The organism is Streptomyces antimicrobicus (assembly GCF_020532625.1).
Lineage (GTDB): Bacteria > Actinomycetota > Actinomycetes > Streptomycetales > Streptomycetaceae > Streptomyces > Streptomyces antimicrobicus.
In genome coordinates, this window is the sequence record NZ_JAJAUY010000038.1 from 1 (window position 1) to 14,892 (window position 14,892).

Genomic DNA, 14,892 nt, shown 5'->3' on the forward strand with positions numbered 1-14,892 from the left:
CGGCAGAAGGACGGCACGCCCCGGCCCCGGCCGGCCGGCACCGCGACCGGGCCCGACCCCGCCGCCCTGCCCGACCTGCTCGACCACCCCGACCCCGGCATCGCGGCCGAGGCCGCCGCCGTGGAGAACCTGCTGCGCTGCTGGGTGCGCGAGCGCGGCATCCGCCGGCCCGACGGCCCCGCCGGCACCCTGCTGCGGATCCCGCTGCCCGCCTGCGGCACCGCCCTGCTGGTCGCCGTACGCCACTGGTCCGCCGTCGGCTGGCACCGCTTCGCCCCCGCCCGGCTGGAGACCGCGCCCCCCGACGCCCCCGCCCTCGACGCCGTCACCCTCGCCGCCCTGCTCGCCCGCGAGGGCGGCAGCCGCGGAACCGACCTGGTCGCCCGGGTCGCGGACTCCGTGCGGCGCACCACCGAGTTCGTGACCGACCGGCGCGAGCGCCCCACCCCGCCCGCCCCCGTCGCCGGCCACCTCTTCCTCAGCGCCGAACAGTCCCTCCTGCTCGGCCACCCCCTCCAGCCCGACCCCAAGAGCCGCGAAGGGCTGACCGAGGCCGAGGTCCGCCGCTACTCGCCCGAGCTCCACGGCTCCTTCCCCCTGCACTGGACGGCCGTCGACCGCTCCGTCCTCGCCACCGACTCCGCCTGGACCGAAGGCGGCCGCCCCGTCACGGCCGACGAACTCCTCCTGCGGCTCGCCCCCGGGCTGAAGCTGCCGGCCGGCACCGCACCCCTGCCCCTGCACCCCTGGCAGGCCCGCGAGGTCCACCAGCGGCCCGCCGTCGCCGCCCTGCGCGAGGCCGGGCTGCTGCACGACCTCGGCCCGTACGGCGACCCGTGGTTCCCCACCTCCTCCGTCCGCACCGTCCAGCGGCCCGGCAGCCCCGCCATGCTCAAGCTGTCCCTGGCCGTGCGCATCACCAACTCCCGCCGCGAGAACCTCCGCAAGGAGCTGCACCGCGGTGTCGAGGTGCACCGGCTGCTGCGCACCGGGCTCGCCGACGAGTGGCAGGCCCACCACCCCCGCTTCGACATCGTCCGCGACCCCGCCTGGGTCGCCGTCGACTCCCCGGACGGCACCCCCGTCCCCGGGCTGGACGCCGTCCTGCGCCACCACCCCTTCCGTCCCGGCGACGACGCGGTGTGCGTGGCGGCGCTGACCTCGCCGCGGCCCTGGCCCGGCCGGACCGCCATGCGCTCCCGGCTCGCCGACACCGTCTTCCGGCTCTCCGCCGGCACCGGGCGGCCCCCCTCCGCCGTCGCCGCCGAGTGGTTCCTGCGCTACCTCGACCACGTCGTCCTGCCGGTGCTGGCCTTCGACCACCTCGCCGGGATCGCCCTCGAAGCCCACCAGCAGAACACCCTGGTCCTGCTCGACGACGCCGGCTGGCCCGTCGGGGGCCGGTACCGGGACAACCAGGGCTACTACTTCCGCGCCTCGCGCCGCGCCGAGCTGGAGCGCCGGCTGCCCGGCATCGGCGCCGCCAGCGACACCTTCGTCCCCGACGCCGTCGCCGACGAACGCTTCGCCTACTACCTCGGCATCAACAACGTGCTCGGCCTCGTCGGCGCCTTCGGATCCCAGCAGCTGGCCGACGAACGGGTCCTGCTCGCGGCCTTCCGCCGCTTCCTCGGCAAGGCCTCCCACCTCGGCCCGCTGCCGGCCCGGCTGCTCGACTCGCCCACCCTGCGCTGCAAGGCCAACCTCCTCACCCGTCTCGGCGGTCTGGACGAGCTGGTCGGTCCCGTCGACACCCAGTCCGTCTACGTCACCGTCTCCAACCCCCTGCACGCCTGACCGAACCCCCTGCACGCCTGACCGGGAGCCCCCATGCACCCCCTCACGGCCCCGACCGCCGCCACCCCCGCCGGCCTCGTCGCCGGCGGCACCCCGCCGCCGCCCCGGTTCGCCGCCGGTGTGCTGCCCCTGCTCGCCGAGGCCGACCTGCTCGACAGCCCGGCCGTCTGGGGCACCACCCGTACCCCGGCCGGTGCCTTCCGGCTCGACCCCGTACGCCCCGACCGGGACCTGGACCTGATCGCCGGCTGGATGAACGACCCCGAGGTGGCCGCGTTCTGGCAGCTCGCCGGACCCGCGTCCGTGACCGCCGCCCACCTGCGCGCCCAGCTGCGCGGTGACGGCCGCAGCATCCCCTGCCTGGGCGTCCTCGACGGCACCCCGATGAGCTACTGGGAGATCTACCGGGCCGACCTCGACCCGGTCGCCCGGCACTACGCCGCCCGCCCCCACGACACCGGCATCCACCTGCTGCTCGGGGCGGCGGCGGACCGGGGCCGGGGGCTCGGCACCGTGCTGCTGCGGGCCGCGGCCGACCTGGTGCTCGACAACCGGACGCGCTGCACCCGGGTCGTCGCCGAGCCGGACGTCCGCAACACCCGCTCGGTCTCGGCCTTCCTCAGCTCCGGCTTCCGGCTCGCCGAAACGATTGACCTCCCGGACAAGCGCGCGGCGCTCATGATCCGCGAGCGGGCGCTGCGCACGCTCCTGTGAGGGGCGCGCGCGCCGCGGGCGGCGGCCTGATCCCGCCCCTCGCCCGGCGGGAATGCGGTCACTGTCGGTGGCGCCCCGTAGGCTGGGAAGCGCTATGACGAAGCCCTCCCTCCCCGACCTGCTGCACGCCGCCGTCACCGCCGTCGGCGGCACGGAGCGTCCCGGCCAGGTGGCCATGGCGGAAGCCGTCGCCGAAGCGATCGACGACAACTCCCACCGGCTCATCCAGGCCGGCACCGGCACCGGAAAGTCCCTCGGCTACCTGGTGCCCGCCCTCGCCCACGGCGAGCGCGTGGTCGTGGCCACGGCCACCCTCGCGCTCCAGCGGCAGCTCGTCGAGCGGGACCTGCCCCGCACGGTGGAGGCACTGCACCCGCAGCTGCGCCGCCGGCCGCAGTTCGCCATGCTCAAGGGCCGCTCCAACTACCTGTGCCTGCACCGGCTGCACGAGGGCGCCCCGCAGGACGAGGAGGACGGCCTCTTCGACCAGTTCGAGGCGGCCGCCCCCAGCAGCAAGCTGGGCCAGGACCTGCTGCGCCTGCGCGACTGGGCCGACGAGACCGAGTCCGGCGACCGGGACGACCTGACGCCGGGCGTCTCCGACAAGGCCTGGTCGCAGATCTCGGTCTCCTCCCGCGAATGCCTGGGCGCGACCAAGTGCCCCTACGGTGCGGAGTGCTTCGCCGAGGCCGCCCGCGAGCGCGCCAAGCTCGCCGACGTCGTGGTCACCAACCACGCGCTGCTGGCCATCGACGCGATCGAGGGCGCCCCGGTGCTGCCGGAGCACGAGGTGCTGATCGTCGACGAGGCCCACGAGCTGGTCTCCCGCGTCACCGGCGTCGCCACCGGCGAGCTCACCCCGGGGCAGGTCAACCGCGCGGTCAAGCGCGCGGCCAAGCTGGTCGACGAGAAGACGGCGGACGCCCTGCAGACGGCGTCCGAGTCCTTCGAGCGGATCATGGAGCTGGCCCTGCCGGGCCGGCTGGAGGTGGTCCCGGAGGACCTCGGCTACGCCCTGCTGGCCCTGCGGGACGCCGCCCGGGATGTGATCTCCGCGATCGGGGCGACCCGTGACAAGTCCGTCGCCGACGAGGACGCCGTCCGCAAGCAGGCCCTGGCCGCCGTGGAGAACGTGCACGCGGTGGCCGAGCGGATCACCACCGGCTCCGAGTACGACGTCGTCTGGTACGAGCGCCACGACCGGTTCGGAGCGACGTTGCGGGTGGCTCCGCTGTCGGTGTCCGGGCTGCTGCGCGAGAAGCTCTTCGAGGACCGCTCGGTCGTGCTGACCTCGGCCACCCTCAAGCTCGGCGGGGACTTCAACGGCGTCGCGGCCTCGCTCGGCCTGTCGCCGGAGGGCGTCGAGGCGGAGGACGCGCCGGTCTGGAAGGGCCTGGACGTCGGCTCGCCGTTCGACTACCCCAAGCAGGGCATCCTCTACGTCGCCAAGCACCTGGCCACACCGGGCCGCGAGGGGACCCGCGGCGACATGATGGACGAGCTGGCGGAGCTGATCGAGGCGGCCGGCGGGCGGACGCTCGGCCTGTTCTCCTCGATGCGCGGGGCCAAGGCGGCGGCGGAGGAGCTGCGGGGCCGCCTCGACCATCCGATCCTGCTCCAGGGCGAGGAGACGCTCGGCGAGCTGATCAAGAACTTCGCGGCCGACCCGCGCACCTGCCTGTTCGGCACGCTGTCGCTGTGGCAGGGCGTGGACGTGCCCGGCCCGAGCTGCCAGCTGGTGGTCATGGACCGGATCCCGTTCCCGCGGCCGGACGACCCGCTGATGAGCGCCCGGCAGAAGTCGGTCGAGGAGCACGGCGGCAACGGCTTCATGGCGGTCGCCGCGACCCACGCGGCCCTGCTGATGGCCCAGGGCGCGGGCCGGCTGGTCCGGGCCTCGGGGGACCGGGGCGTGGTGGCGGTCCTGGACCCGCGCCTGGCCACCGCCCGCTACGGCAGCTTCCTGAAGGCCTCGCTCCCGGACTTCTGGTACACCACGGACCGCAACCAGGTCCGCAGGTCCCTCGCGGCGATCGACGCGGCGGCGCAGCAGGACGGGAAGTAGCCGGCGCGGCGTCGGCCCGGGAGCGCGGGGCCGCCCGCGACAAGGGGGCGCCCGCGGACAAGGGGCCGCCCGCGGACGAGGGGGCGCCCCGGGACCGGCGCAGGGGGTCCCGGGGCTGATTGCGGCGGCGGTCGCTTCAGACGCGCCGCAGGACGGCGACGACCTTGCCGAGGATGGTCGCCTCGTCGCCGGGGATCGGCTGGTAGGCGGAGTTGTGGGGGAGCAGCCAGACGTGGCCGTCCTCGCGCTTGAAGCGCTTGACGGTGGCCTCGCCGTCGAGCATGGCGGCGACGATGTCGCCGTTCTCCGCGACCGGCTGGCGGCGGACCGTGACCCAGTCGCCGTCGCAGATGGCCGCCTCGATCATCGAGTCGCCGACGACCTTGAGCACGAAGAGCTCACCGTCGCCGACGAGCTGCCGGGGGAGCGGGAAGACGTCCTCGACCGATTCCTCGGCGAGGATCGGCCCGCCGGCCGCGATCCGGCCGACCAGGGGAACGTAGGAGGCGGCGGGCTTGCCGGCGGTGTCGGTGGGGGCCGAGCTGGGCTGGTCCGAGCCGCGGACCTCGTAGGCGCGGGGCCGGTGCGGGTCGCGCCGCAGGAAGCCCTTGCGCTCCAGGGCCATGAGCTGGTGGGCGACCGAGGACGTGCTGGACAGGCCGACCGCCTGGCCGATCTCCCGCATGGACGGCGGGTAACCGCGCCGCTGCACCGAGTCCCGGATGACCTCGATGACCCGCCGCTGCCGGTCCGTGAGGCCGGAGCTGTCGGCGCGGATGCCGGGAGGCCGCCCGGGGAGCGAACGCGCGGGCCTCAGGGTGTCGGGGTCCGGATTCATGGAAGCGTCGTTCATGGCGTGCACCGGGTCGAGTCGGCTCTGGGAGCGGTTCTGGGCAGTGATGGCGGCACTGTCTGCTGCGGTCGTGGTCACGTCGGCGGCCCCTCTCGGAATGTTCTCCCTAGTCAGCCAACGGTAGTTGCTTTCGAAAGGTTGCGCCAAACACACGTTCGAGTGAAAAATCGCAGATCGCCCTGCGTGGCGGCAATGAGAGGTGTATGAGCGGGCCGTTCCGGTGCCTGGTTCGGGGCCCGTTCCGGTGGCTGTTTGTCGAATGCGGGTTCGGCTCCGCGTTTCGCTGATTACGGTACCCTTCCCGGTCGGAACTCGACCGTCCGGGTATGCGCCCAGTGTGTCAGCAGGACCCTCCGTATCCGGTCAGCCACGCCGCGACACGCTCGCGCGGAAATACTGCGAAACCCAAGATCTAGTGGTTGGATGGGCGGCGCCACCCAGGGGTTGTGGTCGCCGGTCAACGGGGTCCGCGACATCGCATATGCTGGTGGCTGCTTCAGGAGCCCCTCACGACGGCCTCGACCGTCGCTCTCAGGGCTGCGCCTGGGCAATTCAGTCGTGCCAAGAGGAGGGTTGGGAAGCCGTGCACTGCCCCTTCTGCAGGCACCCCGACAGCCGCGTCGTCGACAGCCGCACCACGGACGACGGCACGTCGATCCGCCGGCGCCGCCAGTGCCCGGACTGCTCCCGTCGCTTCACGACGGTGGAGACCGCGTCGCTGATGGTGATCAAGCGCAGCGGGGTGACGGAACCCTTCAGCCGCACCAAGGTCATCTCGGGCGTGCGCAAGGCGTGCCAGGGGCGGCCCGTCACCGAGGACGCCCTCGCCCAGCTCGGCCAGCGGGTCGAGGAGGCGGTGCGCGCCACCGGGAGTGCCGAGCTGACCACTCACGACGTGGGGCTGGCCATACTCGGACCGCTGCAGGAGCTGGACGTCGTCGCCTACCTGCGCTTCGCGTCCGTGTACAAGGCGTTCGACACGCTGGAAGACTTCGAGGCCGCCATCGCCGAGCTGCGCGACGGGCGTCCTCACCCCGAGGAGTGCGAGTGCGGTGGGGCCGCCCCGGTCCCCGCGCCCGCCTCCGCCGCCGACTGACCGGCCCGCCGCCGCAGGGCGGCCGGGTGGGCAGGGAGCGGCCCCCGGTGTGGCCGGGGAGCAGAACGTAGATCGACAGTCAGAACCGTGCCACGGAATATTGCTGGCACATCAGGGCGTTTTTGCCCGCATATGGGAGGCGGCAGCATGACAGAGACGGCGAGCGGCCCGGCACGCGGTTCCCGCGCCAAGGGTGCCAAGGCAGCCGGCAAGGGCCTGCGGATCGAGCGCATCCACACCACCCCCGGCGTGCACCCGTACGACGAGGTCGTCTGGGAGCGCCGTGACGTCGTCATGACCAACTGGCGCGACGGCTCGGTCAACTTCGAGCAGCGCGGCGTCGAGTTCCCCGACTTCTGGTCGGTGAACGCGGTCAACATCGTCACCAGCAAGTACTTCCGCGGCGCGGTCGGCACCCCGCAGCGCGAGACCGGTCTGAAGCAGCTGATCGACCGGATCGTCAAGACGTACACGAAGGCCGGCCAGGACCACGGTTACTTCGCCTCCCCCGCCGACGCCGAGATCTTCGAGCACGAGCTGACCTACGCCCTGCTCCACCAGATCTTCAGCTTCAACTCCCCGGTCTGGTTCAACGTCGGCACGCCGCAGCCGCAGCAGGTCTCCGCCTGCTTCATCCTGTCCGTCGACGACTCCATGGAGTCGATCCTCGACTGGTACAAGGAAGAGGGCATGATCTTCAAGGGCGGCTCCGGCGCCGGCCTGAACCTCTCCCGCATCCGCTCCTCCAAGGAGCTCCTCTCCTCCGGCGGCAACGCCTCCGGCCCGGTCTCCTTCATGCGCGGCGCCGACGCCTCCGCAGGAACGATCAAGTCGGGCGGCGCCACCCGCCGCGCGGCCAAGATGGTCGTGCTCGACGTGGACCACCCGGACGTCGAGGACTTCATCGAGACCAAGGTGAAGGAGGAGGAGAAGATCCGCGCCCTGCGCGACGCGGGCTTCGACATGGACCTGGGCGGCGACGACATCACGTCCGTCCAGTACCAGAACGCCAACAACTCCGTCCGCGTGAACGACGAGTTCATGACGGCCGTCGAGAACGGCACCGAGTTCGGCCTGCGCGCCCGCATGACCGGTGAGGTCATCGAGACGGTCGACGCCAAGAAGCTGTTCCGCAAGATGGCCGAGGCCGCGTGGGCCTGTGCCGACCCGGGCATCCAGTACGACGGTGTGATCAACCACTGGCACACCTGCCCGGAGTCCGGCCGTATCACCGCCTCCAACCCGTGCAGCGAGTACATGCACCTGGACAACACGTCCTGCAACCTCGCCTCGCTGAACCTGATGAAGTTCCTCAAGGACGACGGCAAGGGCAACCAGTCCTTCGAGGTCGAGCGCTTCGCCAAGGTCGTCGAGCTCGTCATCACCGCGATGGACATCTCCATCTGCTTCGCCGACTTCCCGACCCGGAAGATCGGCGAGAACACCCGCGCCTTCCGCCAGCTCGGCATCGGCTACGCCAACCTCGGCGCCCTGCTGATGGCGACCGGCCACGCCTACGACTCCGACGGCGGCCGCGCGCTGGCCGCCTCCATCACCTCGCTGATGACCGGCACCGCGTACAAGCGCTCCGCCGAGCTCGCCGCCGTCGTCGGCCCGTACGACGGCTACGCCCGCAACGCCGAGCCGCACCAGCGCGTCATGAAGCAGCACGCCGACGCCAACGCCGCCGCCCCGCGCATGGACGACCTGGACACCCCGGTGTGGGCCGCGGCCACCGAGGCCTGGCAGGACGTCATCCGCCTCGGCGAGAAGAACGGCTTCCGCAACTCCCAGGCCTCCGTGCTCGCCCCGACCGGCACCATCGGTCTGGCGATGTCCTGCGACACCACCGGTGTCGAGCCGGACCTGGCCCTGGTCAAGTTCAAGAAGCTCGTCGGCGGCGGCTCGATGCAGATCGTCAACGGCACCGTCCCGCAGGCCCTGCGCCGCCTGGGCTACCAGGACGAGCAGATCGAGGCGATCGTCGCCCACATCGCCGAGCACGGCAACGTGATCGACGCCCCCGGCCTGAAGACCGAGCACTACGAGGTCTTCGACTGCGCCATGGGCGAGCGCTCCATCTCCCCGATGGGCCACGTCCGCATGATGGCCGCCATCCAGCCGTGGATCTCCGGCGCCATCTCCAAGACGGTCAACATGCCGGAGACGGCGACCGTCGAGGAGGTCGAGGAGATCTACTTCCAGGCCTGGAAGCTGGGCGTCAAGGCGCTCGCGATCTACCGCGACAACTGCAAGGTCGGCCAGCCGCTCTCCGCCAAGAAGAAGGAGGACGAGAAGGCCGAGGTCACCGCCAAGGCGGAGGAGACCATCCGGGCGACGGTCGAGAAGGTCGTCGAGTACCGTCCGGTCCGCAAGCGCCTGCCCAAGGGCCGCCCGGGCATCACCACCTCCTTCACGGTCGGTGGCGCCGAGGGTTACATGACCGCCAACTCCTACCCCGACGACGGTCTCGGCGAGGTCTTCCTGAAGATGTCCAAGCAGGGCTCGACCCTCGCGGGCATGATGGACGCCTTCTCCATCGCCGTCTCCGTCGGCCTGCAGTACGGCGTCCCGCTGGAGACCTACGTCTCGAAGTTCACCAACATGCGCTTCGAGCCGGCCGGCATGACGGACGACCCCGACGTGCGGATGGCGCAGTCGATCGTCGACTACATCTTCCGCCGCCTGGCCCTGGACTTCCTGCCGTTCGAGACCCGCTCGGCGCTCGGCATCCACACCGCCGAGGAGCGTCAGCGCCACCTGGAGACCGGTTCCTACGAGCCGCTGGAGGAGGAGCTCGACACCGAGTCCCTCGCCCAGTCGGCCCCGCTGGCGGCGGTCCCGGCCCCGGCCGCGGTCGAGGTCCCGGCCCCGAAGAAGGTGGCCCACACCAACGCCGAACTCGTCGAGATGCAGCTCGGCGTCTCCGCCGACGCCCCGCTGTGCTTCTCCTGCGGCACCAAGATGCAGCGCGCCGGCTCCTGCTACATCTGCGAGGGCTGCGGCTCCACCAGCGGCTGCAGCTGATCACCGGCCCCGCCATGACCCGGCGGTGACCGACCGGACCGACAAGCGGGACCTGCCCTTCGGGCGGGTCCCGCTTGTCGTCGTCGATCATGGGTACGGGCGCCCGGCCGTCGGGCGTGCGCAAGGGCGGGGGAGTGCCATGTGGAGCGGTGACCGGCTGGACCTGGACGGGTACCTGGAGCGCATCGGGTACGGCGGCGAACTGCGGCCGGACCTGGCGACGTTGGCCGCGGTGCAGCGGGCGCACACCGCCGCCGTGCCGTTCGAGAACCTCGACGTGCTGCTCGGCCGGCCCGTCGCCCTGGACCTGCCGGGCCTGGAGCGCAAGCTCGTACGCGGCGGTCGCGGCGGCTACTGCTACGAGCAGAACTCGCTGCTCGCCGCCGCGCTGGAGCGGATCGGCTTCGACGTGGCCGCCCGCGGCGCCCGCAACCGCACCCGCGGGGACGCCCTGCTGCCGGTGACCCACGCCCTGCTCGTCGTCACCGTGGACGGCGAGCCCTGGCTCGTGGACGCCGGGTTCGGCGCGAACGGGCCGACCGAGCCCGTGCCGCTGCGCCCGGGGAGCGGGACCACCCAGGGCGACTGGGACTTCGGGGTGGCCGAGGAGGACGAGGGGCTGCTCGTCCTGCGCACCCGGCGGACCGGCGAGCCGTGGCGGGACCTGTACGCGTTCGCCCCGCAGCGGCTGTACCCCGTCGACTTCGCCCTGATGAACCACTGGAGTTCCACCCACCCGGCGTCCTTCTTCACCGGCCGGCTCGTCGCGATGCTCCCGGGGCGGACCCGGCGGCTCGCGCTCGTGCAGCGCGAACTCGTGCGCTGGCTGCCCGGCGGGCACGAGGAGCGGTCCGCCGTCGCGCCCGAGGAGCTGCCCGGGACCGTCGAGCGGGAGTTCGGGATTCGGCTGCCCGGGCGAGACGCGGCTGAACTGGTGCGTATCCTCGCGGCCGGGGAGTGACCCGGCCGCCGTCGTGCACCGTACGATGGCGCGGTGCTGGTCAAGTGGATTCGCTGCACGGTGTCGGACCGACGCGGGTTCGAGCGCGGGCAGCGAAAATGGGCGGGGCTGCTCGGTGAACCGGGATTCCGGGGCCAGGGCGGCGGCTGGAGCCGTGGGCGCCAGGGCGTCGCGCACATCTTCGCGTTCTGGGAGAGCCGGTCGTTCTACGACTCGTTCATGGCCCGCTCCCACGACCGGCTGGCCGCCGCGCAGCACGGCACGTACGCCGACCCGCGCGTGACGCTCTTCGACCACCGCTTCGACGTCAAGACCGGCTTCGAGCCGCGGTTCACCGACGCCGACGTGGTGCGGGTGGCGCACTGCCGGGTGCGCGAGGGCCGGGTCGACCACTTCGCCCTCATGCAGGAGAAGGTCTGGAACCCCGCCATGGCCGGCTCCCCGGGCATGCTGCGCGGCCTGTTCGGGGAGGCGCCGGGGCGGGAGTTCCTGGTGCTGTCGATGTGGAAGTCGGCCGCCGAACACGGCAAGTACCGCCAGGAGCGGGTCGAGCGGCTGACGCTGCGGGCCCAGACCGAGGCGGACGTCGAGGCGCTCACCGGGGACGTCGTGGACCTGGAACCCAGCTGGACCGTGTGATGGCACGACCACGGCGCATCGTCCTCGTCCGGCACGGCGAATCGGAGGGCAACACCGACGACACGGTCTACGAACGCCAGCCCGACCACGCCCTGCGGATGACCCGGGCCGGCCACGCGCAGGCCGCGGCCGCCGGCGTCCGGCTGCGCGAGATCTTCGGCGAGGAGCACATCAGCGCGTACGTCTCGCCGTACCGCCGTACCCTGCAGACCTTCCGCGACCTGGGGCTGGACCCGGCGCGGGTGCGCATGCGCGAGGAGCCGCGGCTGCGCGAGCAGGACTGGGGGAACTGGCAGGACCGGGCCGACGTACAGCTGCAGAAGGCCCGCCGGGACGCGTACGGGCACTTCTTCTACCGCTTCGCGCAGGGCGAGTCCGGGGCCGACGTGTACGACCGGGTCGGGGCGTTCCTGGAGAGCCTGTACCGCAGCTTCGAGCACCCCGACCACCCGCCGAACGTGCTGCTGGTGACGCACGGGCTGACGATGCGGCTGTTCTGCATGCGGTGGTTCCACTGGACGGTGGCCGAGTTCGAAGCCCTGTCCAACCCTGGGAACGGGGAGTTCCGGATGCTGTTGCTCGGGGACGACGGGCGCTACCGTCTGGACCGCCCGTTTGAGCGGTGGACCACACCCGAGCCCTACGACCTGGACGGCTAGAGTGACCCAGCGATGACCCCTGATTCCTCTCCCGAGCGTCCCCGGAGTCCCGACAGTCCGGACCGTCGCTACGCGCGCGCCCTGGACAGTCTGCGCGGACTGGCGATCGGTGACGCCCTGGGCTCCCAGTTCTTCGTCCCCGCGCACCTGCCGCTGCTCAAGCGGCGCGCCCTGCCCGCCGGGCCCTGGCAGTGGACCGACGACACCGAGATGGCCTGCTCGGTCGTGGCCGTCCTCGCCGCGCACGGCCGCATCGACCAGGACGCACTGGCCGCGTCGTTCGCGCACCACCACGACGTCGACCGCGGCTACGGGCCCGCCGTGAACCGGATGCTCCGGCTGGTCCGCGAGGGCGGCGACTGGCGCACGCTCGCCGCCGAACTGTTCAACGGGCAGGGCTCGTGGGGCAACGGCGCGGCGATGCGGATCGCGCCGCTGGGCGCCTGGTACGCCGACGACCCCGAACAGGCCACCCACCAGGCGGAGATCTCCTCGTACACCACGCACCAGCACCGCGAGGCGGTGTGCGGGGCGATGGCCGTGGCCGCGGCGGCGGCGCTCGCGGCGGCCCCGGACGGGCCGCCGAAGCCGGCCGACCTGCTGGACGCGGTGATCGCGCTGGTGCCGCGCAGCGCGGTCGGCGCGGGGCTGCGGCGGGCCCGGGACATGCTGGACTACGGCGACGCGACCACGGTCGCGGCGGTGCTCGGCTGCGGGCGGCGCACGACCGCGCACGACACGGTGCCGTTCGCGCTGTGGTCGGCGGCGCGGTCGCTGGACGACTTCGAGCGGGCCTTCTGGACCACCGCGCAGGTGGGCGGGGACGTCGACACGACCTGTGCCATCGTCGGCGGCGTCCTGGGCGCGCGCGGCGCGGCGGCGCTCCCGGCGGACTGGCTGTCCCAGACCGAGGCCCTGCCGGCCTGGCTTCCGGAACACGCCACGCGCTGACGCCGCGGGCCGTGCCGGGCACGGCCCCGCCTTTGTCACGGTCCTGCCACAGGCCCTGCCGCCGCCGTCCGAAACCGCACGTCACAGCCCTACCCTGACCGCCTGACGGCGACTTGGGAGGGGGCCCGCATGCCCGACGACACGGACCGGCACGCGGACGACGCGGCGGGGCGGGCGGGACGAGCGGAACCGGGGGGACCGGGGGACGCGGCGGATGCCGGCGAACCGGCGGGCCCGGCGGACGCCGGCGAACCGGCGGGACCGGCGGACGCGGCTGGGCCGGCGGGCCCGGCGGACGCGGGCGAACCGGGGGGACCGGCGGACGCGGCTGGGCCGGCGGGATCGGCGGACGCGGGCGAACCGGCGGGACCGGCGGGATCGGCGGGATCGGCGGACGCGAGGGGACGGGCGGAACGGTCGGCGCGAGCGGAGGGGGCGGCCATGGCTGCGGCCGGGGCCGGGGCAGGGGCAGGGGATGCGGCCGGGGCCGGGGCGGGATCGGGGGCCGGTGCGCCCGGGTCCGTGCCCGCCATGATGCCCGCGCGGGACGCCGGGGCCGAGGCCTGGCGGGCCTGGTACGCGCAGCACGGGTACGTGCAGACGGCCGGGAAGGGTGCGGCGGCGTCGCCCGGTTGGGCCGCCACCGTCCAGGGCGCGGCCCCCGCGCCCGTACGGACCGGCACCCTCGTCGCCGCCGTGCTCAGCGGCCTGACCGCCGCACTCCTGCTCGGCGACGGGCTCGGCGCCGGTTTGCTCCTCGCCGTCCTGCCGGCCGTGGCCGCCGCGTACGTCGCCGCCCGCGCGGCAGGCCGCCGCGCCCGGCCCTGGACCCTCGTCTGGTCCCTCGGCTGTCTCGCCCTGCTCGCCGTGCCGGCCCTGCGCGACTCCGCCTGGCCTTCCTCCCTCGCCGTCCTGGCCGCCGTAGGACTCGCCGCGCTCGCGCTCTACGGCAGCCGCACTTGGCCGGGCGTGCTGCTCAGCCCGTTCGGCTTCGTGGACGGCGCCGTCACCGGCGTCCAGTGGGCCTGGGCCGGCCTGCGGGAGCGGGGCAGTGGCAGCCGGGACCGCTGGTGGCCCGTGGTCCGGGCCGCCGGCGTCGCGGTCGTCCTGCTCGTCCTCTTCGGCTCCCTCTTCGCCTCCGCCGACGCCGCCTTCGCGGACCTCCTCGGCGGGCTCACCCCCGACGTGACCGTCGGCGACAGCCCGCTGCGCGTGCTGCTCTTCCTCCTCGGCCTGCTGTCCGCCCTCGCCGTGGCCCGCGTCGCCGCCGCCCCGCTGCGCTGGGACCGGCTCACGATCACCCCCGGCCGCCCCCGCTCGCGGGTCGAGTGGGCGCTGCCGCTCGTCGTGCTCGACCTCCTCTTCGCCGGCTTCATCGCCGTCCAGCTCGCCGTGCTCTTCGGCGGTTACGCCAAGGTCCTGGAGCACACCGGCCTGACCTACGCCGAGTACGCCCGCCAGGGCTTCTGGCAACTGCTCTGGGCCACCCTGCTCACCCTGGTCGTCATCGCCCTCGCCCTGCGCTGGGCGCCGCGTTCCGGCCCCGGCGACACCCGTCTCGTCCGGGGCGTCCTGGGCACGCTGTGCCTGCTCACCCTCGTGGTGGTGGCCTCGGCCCTGCGCCGCATGGACCTGTACGTCGACGCGTACGGCCTCACCCGGCTCCGGGTCTCCGTGGCCGCCATGGAACTGTGGCTGGGGCTGGTCGTCGTCCTGCTCATGGCGGCCGGCGTGCTCGGCGCCCGCTGGCTGCCGCGCGCGGTGGTCGCGAGCGCCGGAGCCGCCGTCCTGGCGTTCGGCCTGCTCTCGCCGGACGGGCTGGTCGCCCGGCAGAACGTCGCCCGCTTCCAGCAGGACCGCGAGATCGACCTGGCGTACTTCCAGTCCCTGTCGGCGGACGCCGTCCCGGCCCTCGACCAACTGCCCGAGCCGCACCGCTCCTGCGCCCTGCGCGGCATCAACAACGGCCTGGCCGACGCGGGCCGCGTGCCCTGGTACGCCACCAGCCTCGGCGAGCAGCGGGCCAGGCGGATCCTGCGCGAGCGGCCGGTGACGGCCCCGTACGAGGTCTGCGCGAAGCTCGGCACCTTCGGCAGCCGCACCGAGCGCTGAGCGGGGCCGAGCGCTGAG

Annotated in this window: 11 protein-coding genes; 10 read left to right on the top strand and 1 reads right to left on the bottom strand. The window is 73.4% G+C overall.

Annotation, left to right across the window (positions count from 1 at the left end; all coding sequences use genetic code 11):
• The 3 genes from LG632_RS12635 to LG632_RS12645 all read left to right on the top strand — a co-directional run.
• A partial coding sequence (locus tag LG632_RS12635) for an IucA/IucC family protein (protein ID WP_374203463.1) occupies positions 1 to 1,797 on the top strand: 1,797 nt, incomplete at its 5' end.
• A 33-nt stretch (positions 1,798 to 1,830) separates the two neighbouring features.
• Complete coding sequence (locus LG632_RS12640; protein WP_226727107.1) at positions 1,831 to 2,511, top strand: GNAT family N-acetyltransferase; 681 nt, start codon at positions 1,831 to 1,833, stop codon at positions 2,509 to 2,511.
• Positions 2,512 to 2,605: 94 nt separating this feature from the next.
• On the top strand, positions 2,606 to 4,576 hold the full coding sequence (locus tag LG632_RS12645; RefSeq protein WP_226727108.1) for an ATP-dependent DNA helicase: 1,971 nt from the start codon (positions 2,606 to 2,608) through the stop codon (positions 4,574 to 4,576).
• Between the two features lie 136 nt (positions 4,577 to 4,712).
• Here LG632_RS12645 and lexA read toward each other — a convergent pair whose 3' ends face one another.
• Positions 4,713 to 5,507: a transcriptional repressor LexA gene (lexA, locus tag LG632_RS12650; RefSeq protein ID WP_226727109.1), complete on the bottom strand. Its 795-nt coding sequence runs from the start codon at positions 5,505 to 5,507 to the stop codon at positions 4,713 to 4,715.
• Positions 5,508 to 6,012: 505 nt separating this feature from the next.
• On the opposite strand from lexA, the gene nrdR reads away from it, so the two are divergent.
• The 7 genes from nrdR to LG632_RS12685 all read left to right on the top strand — a co-directional run bounded on the left by nrdR (position 6,013) and on the right by LG632_RS12685 (position 14,874).
• Positions 6,013 to 6,525 carry a transcriptional regulator NrdR gene (gene nrdR, locus LG632_RS12655; protein WP_226727110.1) on the top strand — a complete coding sequence of 171 codons (513 nt, stop codon included), beginning with the start codon at positions 6,013 to 6,015 and terminating at the stop codon, positions 6,523 to 6,525.
• Positions 6,526 to 6,672: 147 nt separating this feature from the next.
• Positions 6,673 to 9,552, top strand: coding sequence for a vitamin B12-dependent ribonucleotide reductase (locus tag LG632_RS12660; protein WP_226727111.1), 2,880 nt, complete (start codon positions 6,673 to 6,675; stop codon positions 9,550 to 9,552).
• 139 nt (positions 9,553 to 9,691) lie between these two features.
• A complete protein-coding gene (locus LG632_RS12665; RefSeq protein WP_226727112.1) occupies positions 9,692 to 10,513 on the top strand; it encodes an arylamine N-acetyltransferase family protein in 822 nt (273 codons plus the stop codon).
• 33 nt (positions 10,514 to 10,546) lie between these two features.
• Positions 10,547 to 11,152 (top strand): YdbC family protein, encoded by a 606-nt coding sequence (locus LG632_RS12670; RefSeq protein WP_226727113.1) that lies wholly within the window; start codon positions 10,547 to 10,549, stop codon positions 11,150 to 11,152.
• Entirely contained in the window at positions 11,152 to 11,811 is a 660-nt protein-coding gene (locus LG632_RS12675) for a histidine phosphatase family protein (protein ID WP_226727114.1), read from the top strand. The genes LG632_RS12670 and LG632_RS12675 overlap by 1 nt, the downstream gene beginning before the upstream one ends.
• A 12-nt stretch (positions 11,812 to 11,823) precedes the next feature.
• Positions 11,824 to 12,762, top strand: a complete 939-nt coding sequence (locus LG632_RS12680; protein WP_226727115.1) for an ADP-ribosylglycohydrolase family protein — start codon at positions 11,824 to 11,826, stop codon at positions 12,760 to 12,762.
• Positions 12,763 to 13,293: 531 nt separating this feature from the next.
• Entirely contained in the window at positions 13,294 to 14,874 is a 1,581-nt protein-coding gene (locus LG632_RS12685) for a DUF4153 domain-containing protein (RefSeq protein WP_308108332.1), read from the top strand.
• The last annotated feature ends 18 nt before the right edge of the window (positions 14,875 to 14,892 follow it).